Below are 21908 nucleotides of genomic sequence, written 5' to 3'. Positions count from 1 at the left end.
TTCCCGGTCCCCCGCGGGCCGTCCGTTTACGCCCCCATTCGGGGGTCCCCCGGCCGTTATGGTGCCCTAAACGGCACTGGTCAGGGCTTTCCGAGGCGGCTGTAGCCGGGGTGGACGCCGGGGGTGAGGCCCTGGTCGTCGGCGATCTTCGTCAAAAGGGCGTGGAGCGTCGCGCGTTCGTCCTCGGTGAGCACCGCGGTGATCGTGCGGTCGTGGGACACCGCCGTCTGCGCGACGCGGCCCATCAGCTCCCGGCCCGCCGAACTCAGCTCCAGCGCGTACAGCCGCCGGTCTTCGGCGTTGCGGCGCCGCTCGATCAGGCCGCGCTTCTCCAGGCCGTCGACCAGCGGGACGAGCCGCGTCGCGGGCGTGCCGAGCTGCTTCGCCAGCGCCTGCTGGCTCTGCCCCGGCCGCGACGCGACCAGCCGCAGCAGCCCGACCTGCGGCGGCGTCAGGTCCAGCTCGCCGATGCGCTCGGTGAACCGCGTCGCCGCGTGCGCGCCGACCTGGGCGAGCAGGAACGCGCTGCCGAACCGGGGAGCTTCCATGGCCGGAACGATAGTCGTTGACAATCGATTACACCAGTGTAATCGTTTAGGGCATGAAACGAATTGCGATCATCGCCTACGGCCTGTTCACCGTCGCCGGGGGAGTCCTCGGCGCCACCGGCACCCGCCCGGACTCCTCCGCCGCCGAGGTCGCGGCCTACGACGCCACCCACCAGGGCCTGGTCCACCTCCTGGCCCTCGTCGTCTTCGGCGCGGGGTTGTCCCTCGCGACCTGGACCGCGGCGGCCAGACCGCCGCAGCTCGGGTTCGCCGGCGGCCTGCTCGCCTCGGGTTCGCTCCTCCTGAGCGGCCTGGCCACCTGGACGGCCGCCCAGACGCCGGACGTCGCCCGCGCGTTCACCTCGCTGGCGTTCGCCGCCGGCGCCTTCGGGTTCGCCGTGCCACTGGCGCTGCTCATCGCGGTCGTGGCTCGCACCGAACGAAAGTGGCTGGCCGTCACCGGCTACGTCGTCGCCGCGCTGGCCGGGCTTTCGGCGTTCGGCATGCTGACCGACGTGCTCTACCCGCTGATCCCGGTCGGCCGCTTCGGCGGGCTCATCTGGCTGGTGCTCGCGAGCTTCACGAAGCCCCGCGGCTAATCTCAAGCCATGTCACGCGCAAGCCTGGACAAGGACCCGCACGAAGTCGCCGCCATGTTCGACGGTGTCGCGGACGGGTACGACCGGGCGAACTCGTTCATGACCTTCGGCTTCGACCGGCGCTGGCGCACCACCACCGCCCGCGTGCTCGACGCCCGCCGCGGCGAGAAGGTCCTGGACCTCGCCGCCGGCACCGGGGTGTCCACCGTCGAGTACGCCCGCGGTGGCGCCTGGTGCCTGGCCGCGGACTTCTCCTTCGGCATGCTGCGCGCCGGGCTGCACCGCAACGTCCCGATGGTCGCCGCGGACGCGCTGAACCTGCCGTTCGCCGACGAGAGCTTCGACGCCGTGACGATCTCCCTGGCGCTGCGCAACTTCGTCGACACGAAGGCGGCGCTGACCGAGATCGCCCGCGTGGTCAAGCCGGGTGGCCGCCTGGTGATCTGCGAGGTCTCGACGCCGCCGTTCGCCCCGATCCGGTTCATCCACCGGCGGTTCATGCTGAAGCTGCTCACGTGGGTCGGCAAGCGGACGTCGTCCAACCCCGAGGCCTACTCCTACCTGGCCGAATCGATGCTGGCCTGGCCGGACCAGCGCACGCTCGGCGAGATCATCGCGAGCGCGGGCTGGGCCGACGTGGAGTGGTTGAACCTCACATTCGGCGTCGTGGCGATCCACCGCGCGCGCAAGCCTGCCTAAACTCGCGCTTATGAGTCGACGCACCGCAGACCAGGACGCCGAAGTCATCGTCGTCGGCGCCGGGCCCGCCGGGTCCACCGTGGCCACCTACCTGGCCCGCTCGGGCGTCGACGTGCTCCTGCTGGAGAAGACCGAGTTCCCGCGCGAGAAGGTCTGCGGCGACGGCCTGACCCCGCGCGGCGTCAAGCAGCTCATCGACCTGGGGATCGACACCAGCGAGGACGCGGGCTGGGTGCACAGCCGCGGCCTGCGGATCCTCACCGGCGACCTCACGCTCGAGCTCGACTGGCCGGACCTGACGAGCTACCCGCCGTACGGCGTTTCCCGCACGCGTCACGACTTCGACGACCTGCTCGCGAAGCTCGCGGTGAAGGCCGGCGCGCGGCTGTACGAGCGCACGACCGTCACCAGCGCCATCACCGACGCGACCGGGCGCGTGGTCGGCGTCGAGGCGAAGGTCGGTCCGGAGCGCACCCCGGTGAACTACCGCGCGCCGCTGGTCCTGGCCTGCGACGGCGTGTCCGCGCGGCTCGCGCTGAGCGTCGGCATCCAGAAGAACGAGAAGCGCCCGATGGGCGTGGCGGTGCGCCAGTACTACAAGAGCCCGCGCCACGACGACCCGTTCATCGAGGGGCACCTCGAGCTGTGGGACAAGTCGGATCCGCGCGACCCGAAGCTGCTGCCGGGCTACGGCTGGGCGTTCCCGCTCGGCGACGGCACGGTGAACGTCGGCCTCGGCATGCTCTCGACGTCGGCGTCGTTCCGGAACACCGACTACCGCGCGCTGCTGCGCCAGTGGCTCGACGGCACGCCGGAGGAGTGGGGCTACCGCGAGGAGAACGCGATCGGCAAGGTCGGCGGCGCCGGCCTCCCGATGGGCTTCAACCGCACCCCGCACTACCGCGACGGCCTGCTGCTGCTGGGCGACGCGGGCGGCATGGTCAGCCCGTTCAACGGCGAGGGCATCTCGGCGGCGATGGAGTCCGCGCAGATCGCGGCGGAGGTCGTCGTCCAGGCCCTGGCGCGGCGCGAAGGGCCTTCGCGCGAGCGGGCGCTCGAGGCGTACCCGCGCGCGGTCCGTGAGCTGATGGGCGGCTACTACCAGCTGGGGAACGTCTTCGCGAAGATCATCGGCAAGCCGAAGATCATGCACGCGTGCACCAAGTACGGCCTGCGCATCAACAAGCTGCTGCCGCTGGTCTACAAGGGCCTGTCGGGCTGCTACGACGCCAAGGGCGGCGACGGCGTCGACCGCCTGATCTCGGCCCTCGCGAAGGCGGCTCCCAGCCCCCGCTGACATGCACGCGCGGACACACGGGTGGCCTAACAAGTTGGCCGTGCGGTCAGTGGGATAGGTCACAGGTCAGCGCCCTGTTTGTCCGGCCGTTTCGCGATCTTGGGGAGCCTTCGCGCAGGTCGCACGCGCGTCGTTGCCACGTCGTGACAACGTTGGCGCCAGAAGTTAGGGCACCCTTATAACACGGGGGCCTAGGGACAAGAATGTGAGTCGCGTCCTACACTCCCCCCATGCTTTGTGAATCCCTTCACATCCACGACGAGTGGCTTGTGAACTATTTCACAAGCACCCCCAGGTCCAGCCACGGGCCGTAAGGAGACCCTGACCCTCGGCGGTGTGACCCAGGTCCCTTAGGGTGCCGACGAGGCCAAGCGGTTCCCACCACAAGCACAACCGCATCGGCGCGGAAAGGATGGCGAAGACCCCGTGCTGACGTTGCTGACCCGAACCGACACGGTGCAGCTGGCGCAAGAGGCCCCCAGCCTGAAGCCCTACCTGCCCATCGTGATCCTGTTCGTCCTGGCGCTCGGCTTCGCCGTGCTGTCGGTGCTGCTGGGCCCGCTCGTCGGCCCCAGCCGGTACAACAAGGCGAAGCTCGAGGCGTACGAGTGCGGCATCGAGCCGTCCCCGCAGCCGCTCGTCGGCGCCGGGCGGATGCCGGTGGCCTACTACATCACCGCGATGCTGTTCATCCTGTTCGACATCGAGATGGTCTTCCTCTACCCGTTCGCCGTGCAGGCGAACGCGCTGGGCACGTTCGGCCTGGTGGAGATCCTGCTGTTCATCGCGACGGTCGGCTTCGCGTACGCCTACGTGTGGCGGCGCGGCGGCCTGGATTGGAACTAGACCCATGGGCCTCGAAGAGAAACTCCCCAACGGCATCCTGCTGGCCAGTCTCGAAGGTCTCGTCAACTGGTCGCGGAAGAACTCGATGTGGCCCGCGACCTTCGGGCTCGCCTGCTGCGCGATCGAGATGATGACGGTCGGCGGTTCCCGCTACGACATCGCCCGCTTCGGCATGGAGCGCTTCAGCGCGACGCCGCGGCAGGCCGACCTGATGATCGTCGCCGGCCGGGTCACGCAGAAGATGGCGCCGGTCCTGCGCCAGATCTACGACCAGATGGCCGAGCCCAAGTGGGTGCTCGCCATGGGCGTCTGCGCCTCCTCCGGCGGCATGTTCAACAACTACGCCGTGGTCCAGGGCGTCGACCACATCGTGCCGGTCGACATGTACCTGCCCGGCTGCCCGCCGCGGCCGGAGATGCTGCTGGACGCGATCCTCAAGCTGCACGCCAAGATCCAGGACGAGCCGATCAACGCCCGCCGCGCCGCCATCCGCGCCGCCAGCGGGGCCCGCACCGAGCTCGTCGCGTCGTCGATCAAGTACGCGAAGAAGTAGAGCGATGACTGAAACCCCAGAGACCGGCGGCGAGCAGTCCAGCGCCGACCGTCCCGAAGGCGGCCTCGAACCCCAGGGCACCCGGCCCGCCGAACCGGTCGTCACCGGCCGCGAACGCCAGGGCATGTTCGGCGTCCACGGCACCGGCGACACCTCCGGCTACGGCGGCGTCCGGCTCCCGGCCTACAGCCCCGCGCCGGCCGAGCGCCCGTACGGCGGCTGGTTCGACCAGTTCGCCGACGAGTTCTACGCGGCCCTGTCGGACAACAAGATCCCCGCCGAAGCGATCCTGCAGACGACGGTCGACCGCGGCGAGATCACCTTCTACGTCGCCCGCGAGCACCTCGTCGCGATCGCGAAGGTGCTGCGCGACGACGGCGGTCTCCGCTTCGAGCTGCTGTCCTCGGTGTCCGGTGTGGACTACGGCGTCGACGTCCCGCAGCGGCTGCACTCGGTGTACCACTTCACGTCCCTGACCTACCGGCGCCGGATCCGGCTCGAGGTCACCCTCGACATCGAGGACGCGCACGTGCCGTCGCTGGTCGGGCTGTACCCGACCGCCGACTGGCAGGAGCGGGAGACCTGGGACATGTTCGGCATCGTCTACGACGGCCACCCCGCGCTCACCCGCATCCTCATGCCGGACGACTGGGACGGCCACCCCCAGCGCAAGGACTACCCGCTCGGCGGGATCCCGGTCGAATACAAGGGCGCGGAGATCCCGCCGCCGGACCAGCGGAGGTCGTACTCGTGACCGTCAACGACGAAACCACCGAAGTTCCCGAGGCGGACAGCCGCGACACGACCGAAGGCCGCGTCTACTCGGTCTCCGGCGGCGACTGGGACGACGTCATCGCCGACGCGGCGCACGACGAGCGCATGGTCATCAACATGGGCCCGCAGCACCCGTCGACGCACGGCGTGCTCCGGCTCGTGCTGGAGATGGAGGGCGAGACCGTCACGCAGCTGCGGTCGGTCATCGGCTACCTCCACACCGGCATCGAGAAGAACTGCGAGTACCGCACCTGGACCCAGGGCGTCACGTTCGTGACGCGCATGGACTACCTGGCGCCGCTCTCCACCGAGATGGCGTACTGCCTCGGCGTCGAGAAGCTGCTGGGCATCCAGGCGCCGCGGCGCGCGGAACTGCTGCGCGTGATGCTGCTGGAGATCAACCGGATCGGCTCGCACCTGGTCTACATCGCCACCGGCGGCATGGAGCTCGGCGCCACCACCGCGATGACGCTGGGCTTCCGCGAGCGCGAGGTCGTGCTGCACCTGCTGGAGCACCTCACCGGCCTGCGCATGAACCACGCGTTCATCCGCCCCGGCGGCCTCGCGCAGGACATGCCCGAGGACTACCGCGAGAAGGTCACCGAATTCGTCAAGACGATGAAGGAACGCCTTCCGCTGTACGACAAGCTCTTCACCGGGCAGCCGATCTGGCGCAACCGGCTCAAGGGTGTCGGGTACCTGCCGGTCGACGCGTGCCTCGCGCTCGGCGTCACCGGCCCGGTGCTGCGGTCCGCGGGCCTGCCCTGGGACCTGCGCAAGACCGAGCCGTACTCCTGCTACGACGAGTTCGACTTCGACGTGCCCGTCGACAACGGCGCCGACTGCTGGTCGCGCTACCTGATCCGGGTGCACGAGATGCACGAGAGCCTCAAGATCATCGAGCAGTGCCTCGAGAAGCTCGAGCCGGGCCCGGTCATGGTCGAGGACAAGAAGGTCGCCTGGCCCGCGCAGCTGTCGATCGGCAGCGACGGCATGGGCAACTCGCTCGAGCACGTCAAGAAGATCATGGGCCAGTCGATGGAGTCCCTGATCCACCACTTCAAGCTGGTCACCGAGGGCTTCAAGGTGCCGGCCGGGCAGGTCTACACGTCGGTCGAGTCGCCGCGCGGCGAGCTGAGCGCGCACCTGGTGTCCGACGGCGGCACCCGGCCGCTGCGGGTCCACGTGCGCGAACCGAGCTTCGTGAACCTGCAGTCGATGCCCGCCATGGCCGAAGGCGGCCTGGTCGCGGACGTGATCGCCGCGATCGCCTCGATCGACCCCGTCATGGGGGGAGTGGACCGATGACTTCTTCCACCGCAGTGCCCGAACCCGGGCCGAACGCGGCCGACCAGACCCACGTCGCCGCGGGTGGCGACGTCGACGTGATCGCCATCGCGCCCGACCCCGAGGTCGCCGCCGGGATCATCGAAGACACGCCGCTCGAAGACATCTTCGACGAAGGTGTTGTGGCGCGGGCCCAGGACCTGATCGCGCGCTACCCGGTGTCCCGCTCGGCGCTGCTGCCGCTGCTGCACCTGGTGCAGTCGGTGCAGGGCTACGTCAGCCAGGAGGGCATCGCGTTCTGCGCGAAGCAGCTTGAGCTGTCCGACGCCGAGGTCAGCGCGGTCGCGACGTTCTACACGATGTACAAGCGCAAGCCGTGCGGCGAGCACCTCGTGAGCGTCTGCACCAACACGCTCTGCGCGGCCATGGGCGGCGACGCGATCTACAAGAAGCTCCAGACGCACCTCGGTTCCGAGGAGAAGCCGCTGGGGCACAACGAGACCGCGGGCACGCCGAACGAGCCGGGCTCGATCACCCTCGAGCACGCCGAGTGCCTCGCGGCCTGCGACCTCGCGCCGGTCATCCAGGTCAACTACGAGTACTTCGACAACCAGACCGAGGACAAGGCCGTCGCGCTGGTCGACGCGCTGCAGGCGGGCAAGCGCCCGGCTCCGACGCGCGGCGCGCCGCTGTCGAACTTCAAGGGCGCCGAGCTGCAGCTCGCCGGGTTCTTCCCGGAGGACGAGCGCCAGTACCGCACGGACGTCGACGGCCCGTCGCAGGCCGTCGAAACCCTGCGGGGCGCGCAGATCGCGCAGGAGCGCGGCTGGGTCGCCCCGGTCGCAGAGGACGTCCCGCTCCCCACTCTGCCCGCTAAAGATGCGGAGAAGAAGTAATGGCAGATCCCATTACGCCGGTCCTCACGAAGCGCTGGCTGTCGCCGAACTCCTGGCAGATCGGCACGTACGAGGCGCTGGAGGGCTACACCGCCATTCGCAAGGCGCTCGCCGGCACGCCGGAGCAGCTCGTCCAGCTCGTCAAGGACTCGGGCCTGCGCGGCCGCGGCGGCGCGGGTTTCCCGGCCGGCATCAAGTGGTCGTTCATGCCGCCGAACTTCGACAAGCCGCACTACCTGGTGATCAACGCCGACGAAGGCGAGCCGGGTACCTGCAAGGACATCCCGCTGATGATGGCGGACCCGCACTCGCTCATCGAGGGCTGCATCATCGCCTCGTACGCGATGCGCTCCAACCACTGCTTCATCTACGTCCGCGGTGAGGCGCTGCACTGCATCCGCCGCCTCAACGCGGCCGTGCGCGAAGCCGAAGCGGCGGGCTACCTGGGCGAGAACATCCTCGGCTCGGGCTTCGACCTCAAGATCACCGTGCACGCCGGCGCCGGCGCGTACATCTGCGGTGAAGAGACGGCGCTGCTCGACTCTCTGGAAGGCCGTCGTGGCCAGCCGCGGCTCAAGCCGCCGTTCCCGGCCGCCGCGGGCCTCTACGCCGCGCCGACCACGGTCAACAACGTCGAGACCATCGCGAGCGCGCCGTTCATCGTCAACGGCGGGTCGAGCTGGTTCCGCGAGATGGGCCGCGAGAAGTCGCCCGGCCCGAAGATCTACTCGATCTCCGGCCACGTCGAGAAGCCCGGCCAGTACGAGTGCCCGCTCGGCACCACGCTGCGCGAGCTGCTCGACATGGCGGGCGGCATGAAGGACGGGATCCCGCTCAAGTTCTGGACCCCGGGCGGCTCGTCCACCCCGATGTTCACCGCCGAGCACCTCGACGTTCCCCTGGACTTCGAGGGCGCGGCGGAAGCCGGGTCGATGCTGGGCACGACCGCCGTGCAGGTCTTCAACGAGACGGTGTCGGTGCCCTGGGCCGTGATGAAGTGGACGCAGTTCTACGAGCACGAGTCCTGCGGCAAGTGCACGCCGTGCCGCGAGGGCACGTACTGGCTCGCGCAGATCCTCGAGCGCATGGTCGACGGGCACGGCACCGAAGAGGACATCGACACCCTCCTCGACGTCTGCGACAACATCCTCGGCCGGTCGTTCTGCGCCCTCGGTGACGGCGCGGTGTCGCCGATCCAGAGCGGCATCAAGTACTTCCGCGACGAATTCCTGGCTCTGTGTGAGTCGACCAAGCGCGAACTGGTGGGAGCGCAGGCATGACGATCGCCGCCGAATCAAGCACAGCCAAGCCCGCTCCAGAAGACGCTGTGACGCCGGTCCCCGAAGGCCACGTGAAGCTGGTCATCGACGGCGAAGAGGTCATCGCCCCCAAGGGCGAGCTGCTGATCCGCACGGCCGAACGCCTCGGCACGGTCATCCCGCGGTTCTGCGACCACCCGCTCCTCGACCCGGCAGGCGCCTGCCGCCAGTGCCTGGTCGAGGTCGAGATGGGCGGCCGGCCGATGCCGAAGCCGCAGGCGTCCTGCACGATGACCGTCGCCGACGGCATGGTCGTCAAGACGCAGCTGACGTCGCCGGTCGCGGACAAGGCCCAGCAGGGTGTGATGGAGCTGCTGCTCATCAACCACCCGCTGGACTGCCCGATCTGCGACAAGGGCGGCGAGTGCCCGCTGCAGAACCAGGCGCTGGCCCACGGCCGCGCGGAGTCGCGGTTCGTCGACACCAAGCGGACGTTCCCGAAGCCGCTGCCGATCTCGACGCAGGTGCTGCTGGACCGCGAACGCTGCGTCCTCTGCCAGCGCTGCACCCGGTTCTCCCGCGAGATCGCCGGCGACCCGTTCATCGAGCTCCTCGAGCGCGGCGCCCACCAGCAGATCGGCACGGCGGAGACGGCGGACGTCCTGGACCTGGCCTCCCGCACCACCAGCGGCCAGCCGTTCCAGAGCTACTTCTCCGGCAACGTCATCCAGATCTGCCCGGTCGGTGCCCTCACGAGCGCCGCCTACCGGTTCCGCTCCCGCCCGTTCGACCTGGTGTCCGCGCCGAGCGTCTGCGAGCACTGCTCGTCCGGCTGCGCCGAGCGCACCGACTTCCGGCGCGGCAAGGTCCAGCGCAAGCTGGCCGGCGACGACCCCGAGGTCAACGAGGAGTGGATCTGCGACAAGGGCCGCTTCGCCTTCCGCTACACCGGCGCCGAGGACCGCATCCGGCGTCCGCTGGTCCGCAACCGCGAGACCGGTGAGCTGGAAGAGGCGTCCTGGACCGACGCGCTGCGTGCCGCGGCCGCCGGTCTCACCGAGGCCCGCGCCAACGGCGGCGTCGGCGTCCTGCCCGGTGGCCGGCTGACCGTCGAGGACGCCTACGCGTACTCGAAGTTCGCCCGCGTCGCCCTGCGGACCAACGACGTCGACTTCCGCGCCCGGCCGCACTCGGCCGAGGAGCTGGCCTTCCTCACCTCGCACGTCGTGGGCGTGACGCCGGACTCCGGCGTCACCTTCGGCGAGATCGAGCGGGCCCGCACGGTCCTGTGCGTGGCGTTCGAGCCCGAGGACGAGGCGCCGATCGTGTTCCTGCGGCTGCGCAAGGCGGCCCGCAAGAACCGCACCCGGGTCGTCCACTTGGGACAGTGGACGACGTCGTCGGTGCGCAAGACGTTCGGCGAGCTGCTCGCCTGCGTCCCCGGCCAGGAGGCCGCGGCGATCGAAGGCATCGCCAAGCACGCGCCGGACCTCGACGAGGCCCTGAGCGGCGAGCACGCCGTCGTCCTGGTCGGCGAGCGAGCCGCCGAGGTGCCGGGCCTGTTCTCCGCGCTGCACGACCTGGTCGAGCGCACCGGCGTCCGGCTCGCGTGGATCCCGCGCCGCGCCGGCGACCGCGGCGCGCTGCAGGTCGGCTGCGTGCCGACGTTGCTGCCGGGCGGGCACCGGGTGGGCGACGACGCGGCTCGCGTCGCCGTCGAAAACGCCTGGGGCGTCCCGATCCCGGCCGCGCCGGGCCGCGACACCACCGGCATCCTGCAGGCCGCGTCGGGCCGTGAGCTCGGCGGCCTGATCGTCGGCGGCGTCGACCCGTTCGACCTGCCGGACCCGGACCTCGCGCTGCGCGCACTGGACAACGCCGGCTTCGTCGTCAGCCTCGAACTCCGCCACAGCGCGGTGACCGAGCGCGCGGACGTCGTGCTCCCGGTGGCGGCCGCCGACGAGAAGGCGGGCAGCTTCCTCAATTGGGAGGGCCGCACCCGCCCGTTCGACATCACCATCGAGGGCGTCGGCACCCTGCCGGACTGCCGGGTGCTCGACACCCTCGCCGTCGAGATGGACGCCGACCTGTTCACGCAGACGCCGGGCGCCGCCCGCAGCGACTTCGAGAAGCTCGGCCCGGCCTCGGCACTGCGCTGGGGCAACGTCGAGGCCGAGACCGGCGGAGCCACGGCGGCTCCGGTCGCCGGCCAGGCGATCCTGTCGAGCTGGCGCCAGCTGATCGACAACGGGTCGCTGCAGGACGGCGAGCCGCACCTGAAGGGCACGCAGCGCACTCCGGTCGCGCGGCTGTCCGCGAAGACCGCCGAAGGGCTGGGCACCACCGTGAAGGTGAGCACCGACCGCGGCGCGATCACGCTGCCGGTGGAGATCGCGGACCTGCCCGACGGCGTCGTGTGGCTGCCGGGCAACTCCGACGGCTCCGCCGTGTTCAAGACGCTCGGCGCCGGGCACGGCGCCGTGGTGAACCTCGCTGGGGGTGAACAGTGACACCGTTGCTGAGCGAAGCCGCTGTGGGCAGTGTCCCGGACGCGGCGACGCGGGCGGCGCTGCTGGCGGACGACCCGTTGTGGCTGATCCTGCTCAAGTGCGTGGTCGTCCTGCTGATCGGCCCGATCCTGACGATCCTGCTGATCGTCTGGGAGCGCAAGGCCGTCGGCCGGATGCAGAACCGGCCCGGCCCCAACCGGGTCGGCCCGAACGGCTACCTGCAGTCCCTCGCGGACGCGATCAAGCTGCCGTTCAAGGAACAGATCATCCCGGACACCGCCGACCGCAAGGTGTACTTCCTCGCGCCGGTCATGTGCGTGGTGCCCTCGCTGATCGCGCTGTCGGCCATCCCGTTCGGCCCGGTGGTGTCGATCTTCGGCGAGCGGACCGTGCTGCAGCTGCTCGACCTGCCGGTCAGCGCGCTGGTGATCCTGGCCTGCTCCTCGATCGGCGTCTACGGCATCGTGCTCGCCGGCTGGTCGTCCGGCTCGCCGTACCCGCTGCTCGGCGGCATGCGCAGCGCGGCGCAGGTGATCTCCTACGAGATCGCGATGGGCCTCTCGATCGTCGCGGTGATCCTGCAGGCCGGATCGCTGAACCTGGCCGACATCGTCGGCGCGCAGCACAAGGCGTGGTTCCTCTACCTGGTCCCGAGCTTCGTGATCTACCTGATCTCGATGGTCGGCGAGACCAACCGTGCCCCGTTCGACCTCCCCGAGGCCGAGTCGGAGCTGGTCGGCGGTTTCCACACCGAGTACAGCTCGATGAAGTTCGCGATGTTCTTCCTCGCCGAGTACGTCAACATGGTGATCGTCTCGGCGTTCGCGACGACGCTGTTCCTCGGCGGCTGGATGGCCCCGTGGCCGCTGTCGCTGATCGGGAACAACGTGCTCAACACCGGCTGGTGGCCGGTGCTGTGGTTCTTCGCCAAGATGTTCATCCTGCTGTTCGGGTTCATCTGGCTGCGCGGCACGCTGCCCCGCCTGCGCTACGACCAGTTCATGCGCCTGGGCTGGAAGGTCCTGGTCCCGCTGAACCTGGTGTGGATCATCATGGTGACCTTCGCGAAGGTCATCGCCTGGAACACCGCGTCGATCATCATCGCCGCGGTCGCGCTCTTCATCGTCATCGCCCTGTTCTTCTACGTCCGCGCGTCGGGCCGCGAAGAGGAGAGCGAGACCGTTCCGGTGACCGGCGGCGGTTTCCCGGTCCCGCCGCTGGACCTCAAGGTCCCGCAGACCACCCCGCGTCAGAAGGCTTTGGCCAAGGCCGAGGCGAAGGCGGCCCGGCGCAAGCCGGCGGCCGTCGGTACCGCAAAGGAAGGAGCGCAAGATGGGGTTTCTTGATCCCGTCAAGGGCTTCGGCGTCACCTTCGGGATGATGTTCAAGAAGGTCGCCACCGAGGAGTACCCCGAGGCCGGCGCACCCGCCGCCCCGCGGTACCACGGCCGGCACCAGCTGAACCGCCACCCGGACGGCCTCGAGAAGTGCGTCGGCTGCGAGCTGTGCGCGTGGGCGTGCCCGGCGGACGCGATCTTCGTCGAGGGCGGTGACAACACCGAGGAAGCCCGGTTCTCCCCGGGCGAGCGGTACGGCGCCGACTACCAGATCAACTACCTGCGCTGCATCGGCTGCGGGCTCTGCATCGAGGCCTGCCCGACGCGGTCGCTGACGATGATCAACTTCTACGAGCTGGCCGACGACGACCGCCAGCGGCTGATCTACACGAAGGAAGACCTGCTCGCCCCGCTGCTGCCCGGCATGGAGCAGCCACCGCACCCGATGCGGCTCGGCGAGAACGAGCAGGACTACTACGTGAACGGTCCCGAACTCGCGCGCGGGGAGGGAAAGAAGTGATCACCGCACTTCTGGCCCAGGCCCCGACCGGTGCCGCTGCGGGCGTGACGACCGGCGAGGCGATCGCGTTCTGGATCCTCGGCCCGCTCTCGCTGCTCGGCGGCCTCGGCATGATCTTCTCCCGCAACGCCGTCCACTCGGCGCTGTGGCTGGTGCTCACGATGCTGAGCCTGGGCGCGCTGTACATGATCCAGTCGGCGCCGTTCCTGGGCTTCACGCAGATCATCGTCTACACCGGCGCGATCATGATGCTGTTCCTGTTCGTGCTGATGCTGGTCGGCCGCGAGAGCTCCGACTCGGTCGTCGAAGTCCTGCGTGGACAGCGGCTCGCCGCCACCGTGCTCGGCATCGGGATGGCCGCGCTGCTGGCCACCGGCATCTACCGGGCGCTGGCCAACGTCACCCCGGCCATCCCGCTCGACTCGACGACGTCGGCGGGTGGCGGGCCGAAGGGCCTGGGCCGGCTGATCTTCACCGACTACCTGTTCCCGTTCGAGCTGACGTCGGCGCTGCTCATCACCGCCGCGGTCGGCGCGATGGTGCTGGCCTTCACCGACCGCCACGGCAAGGGCGGCAAGCAGACGCAGAAGGAACTGGTCGTCGCCCGCTTCCGCGGTGAGCACGACCGGCCCTCGCCGCTGCCCGGCCCGGGTGTCTTCGCCACCGCCAACTCGGTGGCGACGCCGGCGCTGCTGCCCGACGGTTCGGTCGCCCCGGAGTCGCTCTCGGCGATCATCGAGTCCACCTCGGCGATCGAGCTGGCGAAGGAACGCAAGCTCGTCAAGGACGAGGGCCCGCACCCGGACGCGCACGCGCTCGTCGGCCCGGAGGGTGCTTCGGAAGGGGAGAAGGAATGACCCCGACGTACTACCTGCTGCTGTCGGCGCTGCTGTTCGCGCTCGGCGCGGTCGGCGTGCTGGTGCGGCGCAACGCGATCGTCGTGTTCATGTGCATCGAGCTGATGCTCAACGCCGTGAACCTGTCGCTGGTCACGTTCGCCCGGATCAACGGCGGGCTCGACGGCCAGATCATGGCGTTCTTCGTCATGGTCGTCGCGGCCGCCGAGGTCGTGGTCGGCCTGGCGATCATCATGGCCATCTTCCGCACCCGGCGCTCGGCTTCGGTCGACGACACCAACCTGCTGAAGTACTAGGAGACACCGAGTGACCGCATCATCGTGGCTGCTGGTGGCCTTCCCTGCCCTCGGCGCCCTGATCCTCCTGCTGGCAGGGAAGCGCGCGAAGGCTTGGGGGCATCTGCTCGGCTGTGCCACCGTCACGCTGGCCTTCGTCTACGGCCTGATCCTGTTCTTCACCGCCGACACGGGCACCACGACGGACACCAAGATCTACTCGTGGATCCCGGTCGGCCAGCTGCAGGTGGACTTCGGGCTGCGGATCGACGCGCTTTCGCTGACGTTCGTCCTGCTGATCACCGGCGTCGGCATGCTGATCCACTACTACTCGATCGGCTACATGGCCGACGACGAGGGCCGGTACCGCTTCTTCGCGTACCTGAACCTCTTCGTCGCGTCGATGCTGATCCTGGTGCTGGGCAACAGCTTCGTGACGCTGTACCTCGGCTGGGAGGGCGTCGGTCTCGCGTCCTACCTGCTCATCGGCTGGTACCAGGGCCGCCCGTCCGCCGCGACCGCGGCGAAGAAGGCGTTCCTGATGAACCGCGTCGGGGACGTCGGGCTCGCGCTGGCCATCTTCATCATGTTCAAGTACGCGGGCTCGACCGGCTACGCGCAGGTCTTCCAGGCGGTCGCGGACGGCAAGTTCTCGCCGGCGGCGATCACCGCGATGGCGATCCTGCTCCTGCTGGGCGCCTGCGGTAAGTCCGGCCAGTTCCCGCTGCAGGCCTGGCTCCCGGACGCGATGGAGGGCCCGACCCCGGTGTCGGCCCTGATCCACGCGGCGACGATGGTCACCGCCGGCGTCTACCTGGTGGCCCGCTCGAAGGACATCTTCAACGCCACCGAGGACGGCAGGCTGATCGTCACGCTCGTCGGCACGGTGACACTGCTGCTCGGGTGCATCATCGGCTGCGCGTACGACGACATCAAGAAGGTCCTCGCGTACTCCACGGTCAGCCAGATCGGCTACATGATGCTGGCGGTCGGGCTCGGGCCCATCGCGTACGCGCTGGGCATCATGCACCTGGTCGCGCACGGCTTCTTCAAGGCCGGGCTCTTCCTCGGGGCCGGGTCGGTCATGCACGGCATGAACGACGAGGTCGACATGCGGAAGTTCGGCGGCCTGCGCAAGAAGATGCCGATCACGTTCATCACGTTCGGTCTCGGCTACCTGGCCCTGATCGGCATCCCGCCGCTGTCGGGCTTCTTCACCAAGGACGCGATCATCGAAGCGGCGTTCGGCCAGGGCGGCTGGCGCGGCTGGGTGATGGGCGGCGCCGCGCTGCTGGGCGCCGGGCTCACCGCGTTCTACATGACGCGCCTGATGGTGATGACGTTCTTCGGCAAGGAGCGCTGGAAGGACATCAAGTCCTCCGACGGCCGCGACTTCCACCCGCACGAATCCAAGGCGATCATGTGGATCCCGATGGCGGTGCTGGCGGTCGGTTCGGTCGGTGCCGGCGCGTTCTTCGCCCTCGGCGACCGCTTCGCCGAGTGGCTGACTCCCTCGGTCGGCGAGCTGGAGGAAGCCCACCACTCGCCGCTGAACGCGGGCGTCATCTCCGCGGCCGCCATCGTGTTCTCGCTGCTGGGCGTGCTGATCGCGTACCTGATCTTCCGCCGTGACGTCCCGGTCGAGCGGCCGGAGCGGGTCTCGTTCGTCACTCGCGCGGCGCGCAAGGACCTCTACGGCAACGCGCTCAACGAGACGCTGGTCGCCCGCCCGGGCACGTGGCTCTCGCGGGCGCTGGTGTTCGTCGACAACCGCGGCGTCGACGGCGCGGTCAACGGTCTGGCGGCCTCCCTCGGCGGCGGCTCCGGCCGGCTGAGGCGGCTCCAGACCGGGTTCGTCCGGTCCTACGCGCTCTCGATGCTGGGCGGCGCGTTCCTGCTTCTGGCGGCTCTCCTGCTGGTGAGGTTCTCCTGATGACCTGGTTGCTCATCCTCATCCTGGTGCCGCTCGCCGGTTCCCTGGTGCTGGCGTTCCTCAAGGGGAACGACCGCGCCGCGGTGCTGGCCGCGCTGGGGTTCTCGATCCTCGAGTTCCTGCTCGTGATCCCGTTCTGGGCGAGCTACTCGCCGTCCGGCGCGCGGCTGCAGCAGACGTCGAGCTTCGACTGGATCCCCAGCTTCGGCGTGCACATCGCGTTCGGCACCGACGGCATCTCGCTGATCATGATCGCGGTGATCGCGCTGCTGGTGCCGATCGTCGTCGGCGGGCTCGGCACGCTGGACAAGCTGCCGCCGGGCCGCAGCGCGGGCGGGTTCCTCTCGCTGATCCTGCTGCAGGAAGCGCTCACGATCGGCGTGTTCGCCGCGACCGACGTCTTCCTGTTCTACGTGCTGTTCGAGATCATGCTGATCCCGATGTACTTCCTGATCGGCGGCTACGGCGGCGGGAACCGGCAGTACGCGGCGGTGAAGTTCTTCCTCTACTCGTTCCTCGGCGGCCTGATCATGCTGGCCTCGGCGATCGGGGCGTACTCGCTGGCGAAGGACAAGCTCGGGCACGGCACCTTCGACTGGGCCACACTGGTCACGGTCGTCCGCGACGCCCCGTTGAGCACGCAGATCTGGCTGTTCCTCGGGTTCTTCCTGGCCTTCGCGATCAAGGCGCCGCTCGTGCCGTTCCACACCTGGCTGCCGGACGCGGCGGGGGAGGCGCCGATCGGCGTCGCCGTCCTGCTGGTCGGCGTGCTGGACAAGGTCGGCACGTTCGGCTTCCTGCGCTACTGCCTGCCGATGTTCCCGGACGCGAGCCGGACGCTGGCGCCGCTGGTGCTGGTGCTCTCGGTGATCGGTGTCCTCTATGGATCGATCCTCGCGGCGGGGCAGCGGGACATGAAGCGGTTCATCGCCTACGTCTCGATCGCCCACTTCGGCTTCATCTCGCTCGGCATCTTCGCGTTCAACGAGCAGGCGATGGTCGGCTCGGCGACGTACATGCTGAACCACAGCATCGCGACCGGCATGCTGATCGTGGTGATCGGCCTGGTCGTCGCGCGCGGCGGGTCGACGAAGATCTCCGACTACGGCGGCATGGCCAAGGTGACGCCGCTGCTGGCGGGCCTGTTCCTGCTCGCCGGCCTGTCCACGCTTTCGCTGCCGGGCACCAACTCGTTCGTCTCCGAGTTCCTGGTGCTCATCGGGGCGTTCGTCGACCAGCCGGTGTACACGATCCTCGCCACGGTGGGCATGGTCCTCGCCGCGGCGTACGTCCTGTGGCTCTACCAGCGCGTCATGCAAGGTCCGGTCCGCGGTGACGCCCTGGTGGGCGTCGGCGGCGGCCCCGGCACCGCGATGGCGCCGGAGCTGGGCGCGAAGAAGGCCATCCGGGACCTGAGCGGCCGTGAGATCGCGATCGTGGCGCCGCTGGTCGTGCTGGTCCTCTTCCTCGGCTTCTACCCGAAGCCGGTGCTCGACACAGTCACCCCGACGGTGCAGCAGACGCTGTCCGCGGTCCAGGGAGGCAAGTAACCGTGCTCGACATCCTCCTGACCCAGGCGCCGGAGCCGCCGATCGCGACGCCGTCGGTGGACTACCCGGCGGTCCTGCCGATGCTGATCGTCTTCGGGGCGGCGTGCGTCAGCGTGCTGGTCGAGGCGTTCGCTTCGAAGCGCTCGCGCTTCGGCCTGCAGGTCGGGCTGAGCCTGGCGGCCATCGTCGCGGCCGGCGTCAGCCTGTTCATCTACGCGACGGGTGACGCGCCCGCGGGCGGCGTCAAGACGTTCAGCGGCGCGATCTCGATCGACAAGCCGGCGCTGTTCCTCTGGGGCACGCTGCTGGCCCTGGCGGTCGGCGCGGTGCTGCTGATCTCCGACCGCGTGGTCGAGCCAGGTGGCGCGCTGGTCGCGCAGGCCGGCATCCGCCCGGGCACGGTCCAGGACCGCGCCCAGACGGCGACGGTCATGCAGACCGAGGTGTTCCCGCTGACGCTGTTCGCGCTCGGCGGCATGATGGCGTTCTGCGCGTCGAACGACCTGCTGACGATGTTCATCGCGCTGGAAGTGCTTTCGCTGCCGCTGTACCTGATGTGCGGCCTGGCCCGGCGTCGCCGGCTCCTGTCCCAGGAAGCGGCGGTCAAGTACTTCCTGCTCGGCGCGTTCTCCTCGGCGTTCTTCCTTTATGGACTCGCGCTGCTGTACGGCTACGCGAACTCCGTGAAGCTGGCGGACATCGCGGCCGCGGCGGCGGGTTCGGACCGGTCGGACACGCTGTTGTTCGCGGGCCTCGGCCTGCTGGTGGTGGGCCTGCTGTTCAAGGGGTCGGTCGGCCCGTTCCACACGTGGACCCCGGACGTGTACCAGGGAGCCCCGACGCCGGTGACGGCGTTCATGGCGGCGTGCACGAAGGTCGCGGCGTTCGGCGGGATCCTGCGGGTGCTGTCGGTGGCGTTCGGCTCGACGAGCTGGGAGTGGCGCGGAGTCCTCTGGGGCGTCGCGATCATCTCGATGGTGATCGGCGCGGTGCTGGGCCTGACGCAGACGGACGTCAAGCGCATGATCGCGTACTCGTCGATCGCGCACGCGGGCTTCCTGCTGATCGGCGCGATCGCGATCACCAAGGACGGGCTGTCGAGCACGCTGTTCTACCTGCTGGCGTACGGCTTCACGACGCTGGCGGCGTTCGGCGTGATCAGCCTGGTGCGCGATTCCTCGGGCGAGGCAACGCACCTCTCGGCGTGGGCCGGGCTGGCGAAGCGGTCGCCGCTGGTGGCCGGGGTCTTCACGTTCTTGCTGCTGGCGCTGGCGGGCATCCCGTTGACGTCCGGGTTCGTGGGCAAGTTCGTGGTGTTCTCGGCGGCGCTGTCGGACGGAATGGCCCCGCTGGTGGTGGTGGCCTTGGTGTTCAGCGCGGTGGCGGCGTTCTTCTACCTGCGGGTGATCGTGCTGATGTACTTCTCCGAGCCGGCGGCGGACGGCCCCACGGTGACGATCCCGGGCTTCGGCACGGGAGCGGCGATCTTCCTCGGCACGGCGGTGACGCTGATCCTCGGCTTGGTCCCGGCCTTCGCACTGGGTTGGGCGGGCGCAGGCGGTTTCGCTTCCTGAGTGTGCTTTCTTCAGGCCGCCACCCTCTTCTATTTGGGGGTGGCGGCCTTTAGTTTGTGGCTCAGTTGTTTCGGATCACCGGGCAGGACACTGATGTAGCCACCGGCGAGCGCGATCCCGACGCGTCCGGCTTCGACGTCCAGATAGTTGACGGTCGTGCTCCCGGCGTAGAGCTGCCCGATGCCGAAGTGGGGCTGCTGGAAGAGGGCGTCGAGCTCCTGCGCTTCCCGGCTCCGCGCGGGAGCGTCGTCGAAGATGTCGCTTTCTTCCTGCGGTTTGAAATCATCTTGAGGAAGCGAGAAGGGCTTGATCGGCGCGCTCCGCCACGGTGGCAGTCGTGCGACGAGGGCGTCGGCGGGGTGGGTATCGGGGGAGACACCGGCGAGCTCGACCGTTTCGCCTCGGCAGACAACGCTGACAGCGGTGCGATTCCGGGCGGCGACGAGGATGCCGATCTGGCTTTCGGTGTCGCGCGCGTAGGCGTAGAACTCGTTTGCGGGGCGGTCGATGAGGTGCAGGACGTCTTCGAATTCGGGCGTGAAGCCGTCACCTTGGGTGAAGCCGTAGTGGCTGAGTTCTTCGAAGGCTTCGCGGTCGACGGTGTTCTTCGCCGACGGCGGGATGTACCTGAGTCCCTGTGCGAAGACGGGGTGCGGGTCGCCGCAGCCGACGTTGCGCATGGCGGTGAGCAGGGTGTTCAGGGTGAGTTCGGCGTTGAGCATGGTCACTGGTTCTTGGGCCGGTTCTCGCCGATCACCGGAGGCATCGGCTTTTCGATGAACCCGCCGAAGGTTTCGTCCGGGTCGGGGTTGCGCAGATAGGCGGCGGACTTCTTTTCTTTGTCTTCATCTTTCCCGCCGCGACCGCCACCGGGGGCGCCCATGGGCATGCCGTTGGCACCTCGGGCGCCGGGGGTGCCTCGGGTGGTGGCGCCGGGGAGGCGTTCTTCGGGCATGCGGGCGCCGGTGCTCGGTCCTGGGGATCGGACGCCTGCTCCCGGTGTTGCTCCTGGGCGGTACCCAGTTCCTGTTCCGGGGTTGGTTCCGTAGCCACCGGTGCCGGGCCCGAAGCTGCCGCCTGAGTAGCCCCCGGTGCCGGGTCCGAAGGCGTTCCCGCCAGGTTCGCTGCCGAACTGCCCGGTGGGCCCGAACTGATACCCACCCTGAGCAGAGGGAAGCATGACGGGGTTGGGGACGTAGCTGTTGGCGTGGGTGCTGTCCGGGTTGTTGGGTTGTTGAACCTGGTTCTGGAACTGGTTCTGGTTCTGGTTTTGCGTCAGGTTCTGGTTTTGAACCTGGTTCTGTCCGGGTTGGACAGTCTGCCGGCTTTGCTGCGCAGGAACTTGCGGCTGCCGGGGATTCCGAGCCCATTCACCGGTATCGGTGGGACCAGCCTTACGTCCGGCGTCATCCCGGGGAGTCAGGCCGACGGGCGCCCCGGAGTCGGCAAGCTGAGCGTACTGAGCGGGCATCTGCCCACCATTGGTGCCACTGGCGGAGTGATAGGCACTGAAGGCATCGATATTGGCCTGGCTATCAGCCTGCCAGCCGGCAACCTTGGTTTGGTAGGAGCCCACGCCGTCCCCATTGATGGCATGAAGAACATCGACAGGGGTGATTTCGGGAGGCTGAGGGGGAACGGGTTTGACGGAGTTCTTGGCGGTCCCAAAGGCATCCATCTGAGCACCAACAGCGGTCTGAGCGGTCTCAAGATGAACAGCATCATCAGCGGCGGCTTGAACAAGAGGAAGGGTCGCGTCGGCAGCAGAATTCCCGGCTCCGCCTTGCCACCCGGACATGGTCTTGGCACGGAGAGAGCTGATCCGCTGCGCCCGCTCAACCATCCGAGCGGTCAACTGAGTGGCGCTGTCGTGCGCATCGGCCAGCGAACCGGTACCTTCACCGCCGGTGATCTGTTCGTAAATCTGTGCTGCCGTCAAGGGCCCTTCTGTAGGCATCATTTTCCCCGCTTCAAAGAAGTCATCACTTTGGATGCGACAGTCTGGGCCGCTTGGCAGGGATCGATCTGGCCGATTTTTGTGCGAGACTGCGTAACCGTCAGGTCGACCGTAGAGCGGTCGCTCGTTCCGACAGCCAAGGAGCACACGCCCTCCGACCGGTAATCCGAGGTCCCATAGATGACCGCGGGATAGCCCTCGATCGGCTCCAACGGCTCGAACAGCTTGTAGTTGGTCCCGCGTGCGCGGTAGACACCAGTCAGTCCGAGGCTATCGACCGTTGCGAAAATGACGTTGACGCTGGCCCCAGAACCGTCAGCGGGATCCCATCCGCAGGTTGGGCCCGCCGGTGCCTTTAGATCCGGTTTGGGAGTCACCGGGCGACCGAACACATCGTTGACCTGAGAATCGGTCAACGTGGAACACGGTTCAGAGGCAAATCGCGTCGTATCGATCGGGTTTTCGACCTTCGGTACGCCCGGACCGGGGACTTCTTGCCCCGTACCTGGGGCCTCGGGCGAACTCGGCGTGGGGGGGGGGGCCGCCGGCGGCCGGCGCGGGGGGCCAGCACCCCCGCGTCGGCAAATGCCGCCCCACACCCCCAGACGACACCGGCCCGCCGCAGGCGTGCCGTGGG

21 protein-coding genes are annotated in these 21908 nt (G+C 68.8%); 17 read left to right on the top strand and 4 right to left on the bottom strand.

All coding sequences use genetic code 11. The features are described from left to right. Positions 1-80 precede the first annotated feature (80 nt). Positions 81-548, bottom strand: a complete 468-nt coding sequence (locus QQ657_RS55300) for a MarR family winged helix-turn-helix transcriptional regulator (protein ID WP_284750524.1) — start codon at positions 546-548, stop codon at positions 81-83. Between the two features lie 53 nt (positions 549-601). On the opposite strand from QQ657_RS55300, the gene QQ657_RS55295 reads away from it, so the two are divergent. The 17 genes from QQ657_RS55295 (at position 602) to nuoN (ending at position 19314) form a co-directional block, all read left to right on the top strand. Then, positions 602-1147 (top strand): DUF4386 domain-containing protein, encoded by a 546-nt coding sequence (locus tag QQ657_RS55295; RefSeq protein ID WP_284750523.1) that lies wholly within the window; start codon positions 602-604, stop codon positions 1145-1147. A gap of 9 nt (positions 1148-1156) precedes the next feature. Further along, complete coding sequence (locus tag QQ657_RS55290; RefSeq protein ID WP_284750522.1) at positions 1157-1846, top strand: demethylmenaquinone methyltransferase; 690 nt, start codon at positions 1157-1159, stop codon at positions 1844-1846. Between the two features lie 10 nt (positions 1847-1856). Then, on the top strand, positions 1857-3143 hold the full coding sequence (locus QQ657_RS55285) for a geranylgeranyl reductase family protein (RefSeq protein WP_284750521.1): 1287 nt from the start codon (positions 1857-1859) through the stop codon (positions 3141-3143). A gap of 426 nt (positions 3144-3569) precedes the next feature. After that, positions 3570-3989: an NADH-quinone oxidoreductase subunit A gene (locus QQ657_RS55280; RefSeq protein ID WP_284750520.1), complete on the top strand. Its 420-nt coding sequence runs from the start codon at positions 3570-3572 to the stop codon at positions 3987-3989. Positions 3990-3993: 4 nt separating this feature from the next. Next, a complete protein-coding gene (locus QQ657_RS55275) occupies positions 3994-4542 on the top strand; it encodes a NuoB/complex I 20 kDa subunit family protein (protein WP_020643101.1) in 549 nt (182 codons plus the stop codon). A 4-nt stretch (positions 4543-4546) separates the two neighbouring features. Further along, positions 4547-5296 carry an NADH-quinone oxidoreductase subunit C gene (locus QQ657_RS55270; RefSeq protein ID WP_284750519.1) on the top strand — a complete coding sequence of 250 codons (750 nt, stop codon included), beginning with the start codon at positions 4547-4549 and terminating at the stop codon, positions 5294-5296. Further along, positions 5293-6624 (top strand): NADH-quinone oxidoreductase subunit D, encoded by a 1332-nt coding sequence (locus tag QQ657_RS55265; protein ID WP_284750518.1) that lies wholly within the window; start codon positions 5293-5295, stop codon positions 6622-6624. Before QQ657_RS55270 ends, QQ657_RS55265 begins: the two co-directional genes overlap by 4 nt. Beyond that, positions 6621-7499 (top strand): NADH-quinone oxidoreductase subunit NuoE, encoded by an 879-nt coding sequence (gene nuoE / locus QQ657_RS55260; RefSeq protein WP_284750517.1) that lies wholly within the window; start codon positions 6621-6623, stop codon positions 7497-7499. Before QQ657_RS55265 ends, nuoE begins: the two co-directional genes overlap by 4 nt. Continuing rightward, positions 7499-8779, top strand: a complete 1281-nt coding sequence (nuoF, locus tag QQ657_RS55255) for an NADH-quinone oxidoreductase subunit NuoF (RefSeq protein WP_284750516.1) — start codon at positions 7499-7501, stop codon at positions 8777-8779. The genes nuoE and nuoF overlap by 1 nt, the downstream gene beginning before the upstream one ends. Further along, entirely contained in the window at positions 8776-11268 is a 2493-nt protein-coding gene (locus QQ657_RS55250; protein ID WP_284750515.1) for an NADH-quinone oxidoreductase subunit G, read from the top strand. The genes nuoF and QQ657_RS55250 overlap by 4 nt, the downstream gene beginning before the upstream one ends. Continuing rightward, entirely contained in the window at positions 11265-12614 is a 1350-nt protein-coding gene (gene nuoH, locus QQ657_RS55245) for an NADH-quinone oxidoreductase subunit NuoH (protein WP_284750514.1), read from the top strand. The genes QQ657_RS55250 and nuoH overlap by 4 nt, the downstream gene beginning before the upstream one ends. After that, the gene (gene nuoI, locus QQ657_RS55240; RefSeq protein ID WP_284750513.1) at positions 12601-13125 is read left to right on the top strand and encodes an NADH-quinone oxidoreductase subunit NuoI; all 525 of its coding nucleotides are present in this window, start codon (positions 12601-12603) and stop codon (positions 13123-13125) included. The genes nuoH and nuoI overlap by 14 nt, the downstream gene beginning before the upstream one ends. Then, positions 13122-13982, top strand: a complete 861-nt coding sequence (locus QQ657_RS55235; RefSeq protein WP_284750512.1) for an NADH-quinone oxidoreductase subunit J — start codon at positions 13122-13124, stop codon at positions 13980-13982. Before nuoI ends, QQ657_RS55235 begins: the two co-directional genes overlap by 4 nt. Then, positions 13979-14278 (top strand): NADH-quinone oxidoreductase subunit NuoK, encoded by a 300-nt coding sequence (gene nuoK, locus QQ657_RS55230; protein ID WP_003081840.1) that lies wholly within the window; start codon positions 13979-13981, stop codon positions 14276-14278. The genes QQ657_RS55235 and nuoK overlap by 4 nt, the downstream gene beginning before the upstream one ends. Before the next feature lie 10 nt (positions 14279-14288). Further along, positions 14289-16190: an NADH-quinone oxidoreductase subunit L gene (nuoL, locus tag QQ657_RS55225; protein ID WP_284750511.1), complete on the top strand. Its 1902-nt coding sequence runs from the start codon at positions 14289-14291 to the stop codon at positions 16188-16190. Then, entirely contained in the window at positions 16190-17740 is a 1551-nt protein-coding gene (locus QQ657_RS55220) for an NADH-quinone oxidoreductase subunit M (protein ID WP_284750510.1), read from the top strand. The genes nuoL and QQ657_RS55220 overlap by 1 nt, the downstream gene beginning before the upstream one ends. A 2-nt stretch (positions 17741-17742) precedes the next feature. Continuing rightward, positions 17743-19314 carry an NADH-quinone oxidoreductase subunit NuoN gene (nuoN, locus tag QQ657_RS55215; RefSeq protein ID WP_284750509.1) on the top strand — a complete coding sequence of 524 codons (1572 nt, stop codon included), beginning with the start codon at positions 17743-17745 and terminating at the stop codon, positions 19312-19314. 29 nt (positions 19315-19343) lie between these two features. On the opposite strand, the gene QQ657_RS55210 is transcribed toward nuoN, so the two are convergent. The 3 genes from QQ657_RS55210 to QQ657_RS55200 are packed head-to-tail and all read right to left on the bottom strand — an operon-like array spanning position 19344 to position 21870. Continuing rightward, positions 19344-20036 carry an ESX secretion-associated protein EspG gene (locus QQ657_RS55210; RefSeq protein WP_284750508.1) on the bottom strand — a complete coding sequence of 231 codons (693 nt, stop codon included), beginning with the start codon at positions 20034-20036 and terminating at the stop codon, positions 19344-19346. 2 nt (positions 20037-20038) lie between these two features. Beyond that, positions 20039-21253 carry a PPE domain-containing protein gene (locus tag QQ657_RS55205; RefSeq protein ID WP_284750507.1) on the bottom strand — a complete coding sequence of 405 codons (1215 nt, stop codon included), beginning with the start codon at positions 21251-21253 and terminating at the stop codon, positions 20039-20041. A gap of 17 nt (positions 21254-21270) precedes the next feature. Further along, entirely contained in the window at positions 21271-21870 is a 600-nt protein-coding gene (locus QQ657_RS55200) for a DUF3558 domain-containing protein (RefSeq protein ID WP_284750525.1), read from the bottom strand. Positions 21871-21908: the final 38 nt, after the last annotated feature.

It is taken from the genome of Amycolatopsis ponsaeliensis (assembly GCF_030182635.1).
Taxonomy (GTDB): domain Bacteria; phylum Actinomycetota; class Actinomycetes; order Mycobacteriales; family Pseudonocardiaceae; genus Amycolatopsis; species Amycolatopsis ponsaeliensis.
This window is presented reverse-complemented; position numbering and strand designations above follow the sequence as displayed.

Bases quoted from the DNA above. Each gene is read 5' to 3' on its own strand.
- QQ657_RS55300 (WP_284750524.1), bottom strand. From the start codon at position 548: ATGGAAGCTCCCCGGTTCGGCAGCGCGTTCCTGCTCGCCCAGGTCGGC.
- QQ657_RS55295 (WP_284750523.1), top strand. From the start codon at position 602: ATGAAACGAATTGCGATCATCGCCTACGGCCTGTTCACCGTCGCCGGG.
- QQ657_RS55290 (WP_284750522.1), top strand. From the start codon at position 1,157: ATGTCACGCGCAAGCCTGGACAAGGACCCGCACGAAGTCGCCGCCATG.
- QQ657_RS55285 (WP_284750521.1), top strand. From the start codon at position 1,857: ATGAGTCGACGCACCGCAGACCAGGACGCCGAAGTCATCGTCGTCGGC.
- QQ657_RS55275 (WP_020643101.1), top strand. From the start codon at position 3,994: ATGGGCCTCGAAGAGAAACTCCCCAACGGCATCCTGCTGGCCAGTCTC.
- QQ657_RS55270 (WP_284750519.1), top strand. From the start codon at position 4,547: ATGACTGAAACCCCAGAGACCGGCGGCGAGCAGTCCAGCGCCGACCGT.
- nuoE (WP_284750517.1), top strand. From the start codon at position 6,621: ATGACTTCTTCCACCGCAGTGCCCGAACCCGGGCCGAACGCGGCCGAC.
- nuoF (WP_284750516.1), top strand. From the start codon at position 7,499: ATGGCAGATCCCATTACGCCGGTCCTCACGAAGCGCTGGCTGTCGCCG.
- QQ657_RS55250 (WP_284750515.1), top strand. From the start codon at position 8,776: ATGACGATCGCCGCCGAATCAAGCACAGCCAAGCCCGCTCCAGAAGAC.
- nuoI (WP_284750513.1), top strand. From the start codon at position 12,601: ATGGGGTTTCTTGATCCCGTCAAGGGCTTCGGCGTCACCTTCGGGATG.
- nuoK (WP_003081840.1), top strand. From the start codon at position 13,979: ATGACCCCGACGTACTACCTGCTGCTGTCGGCGCTGCTGTTCGCGCTC.
- QQ657_RS55220 (WP_284750510.1), top strand. From the start codon at position 16,190: ATGACCTGGTTGCTCATCCTCATCCTGGTGCCGCTCGCCGGTTCCCTG.
- QQ657_RS55210 (WP_284750508.1), bottom strand. From the start codon at position 20,036: ATGCTCAACGCCGAACTCACCCTGAACACCCTGCTCACCGCCATGCGC.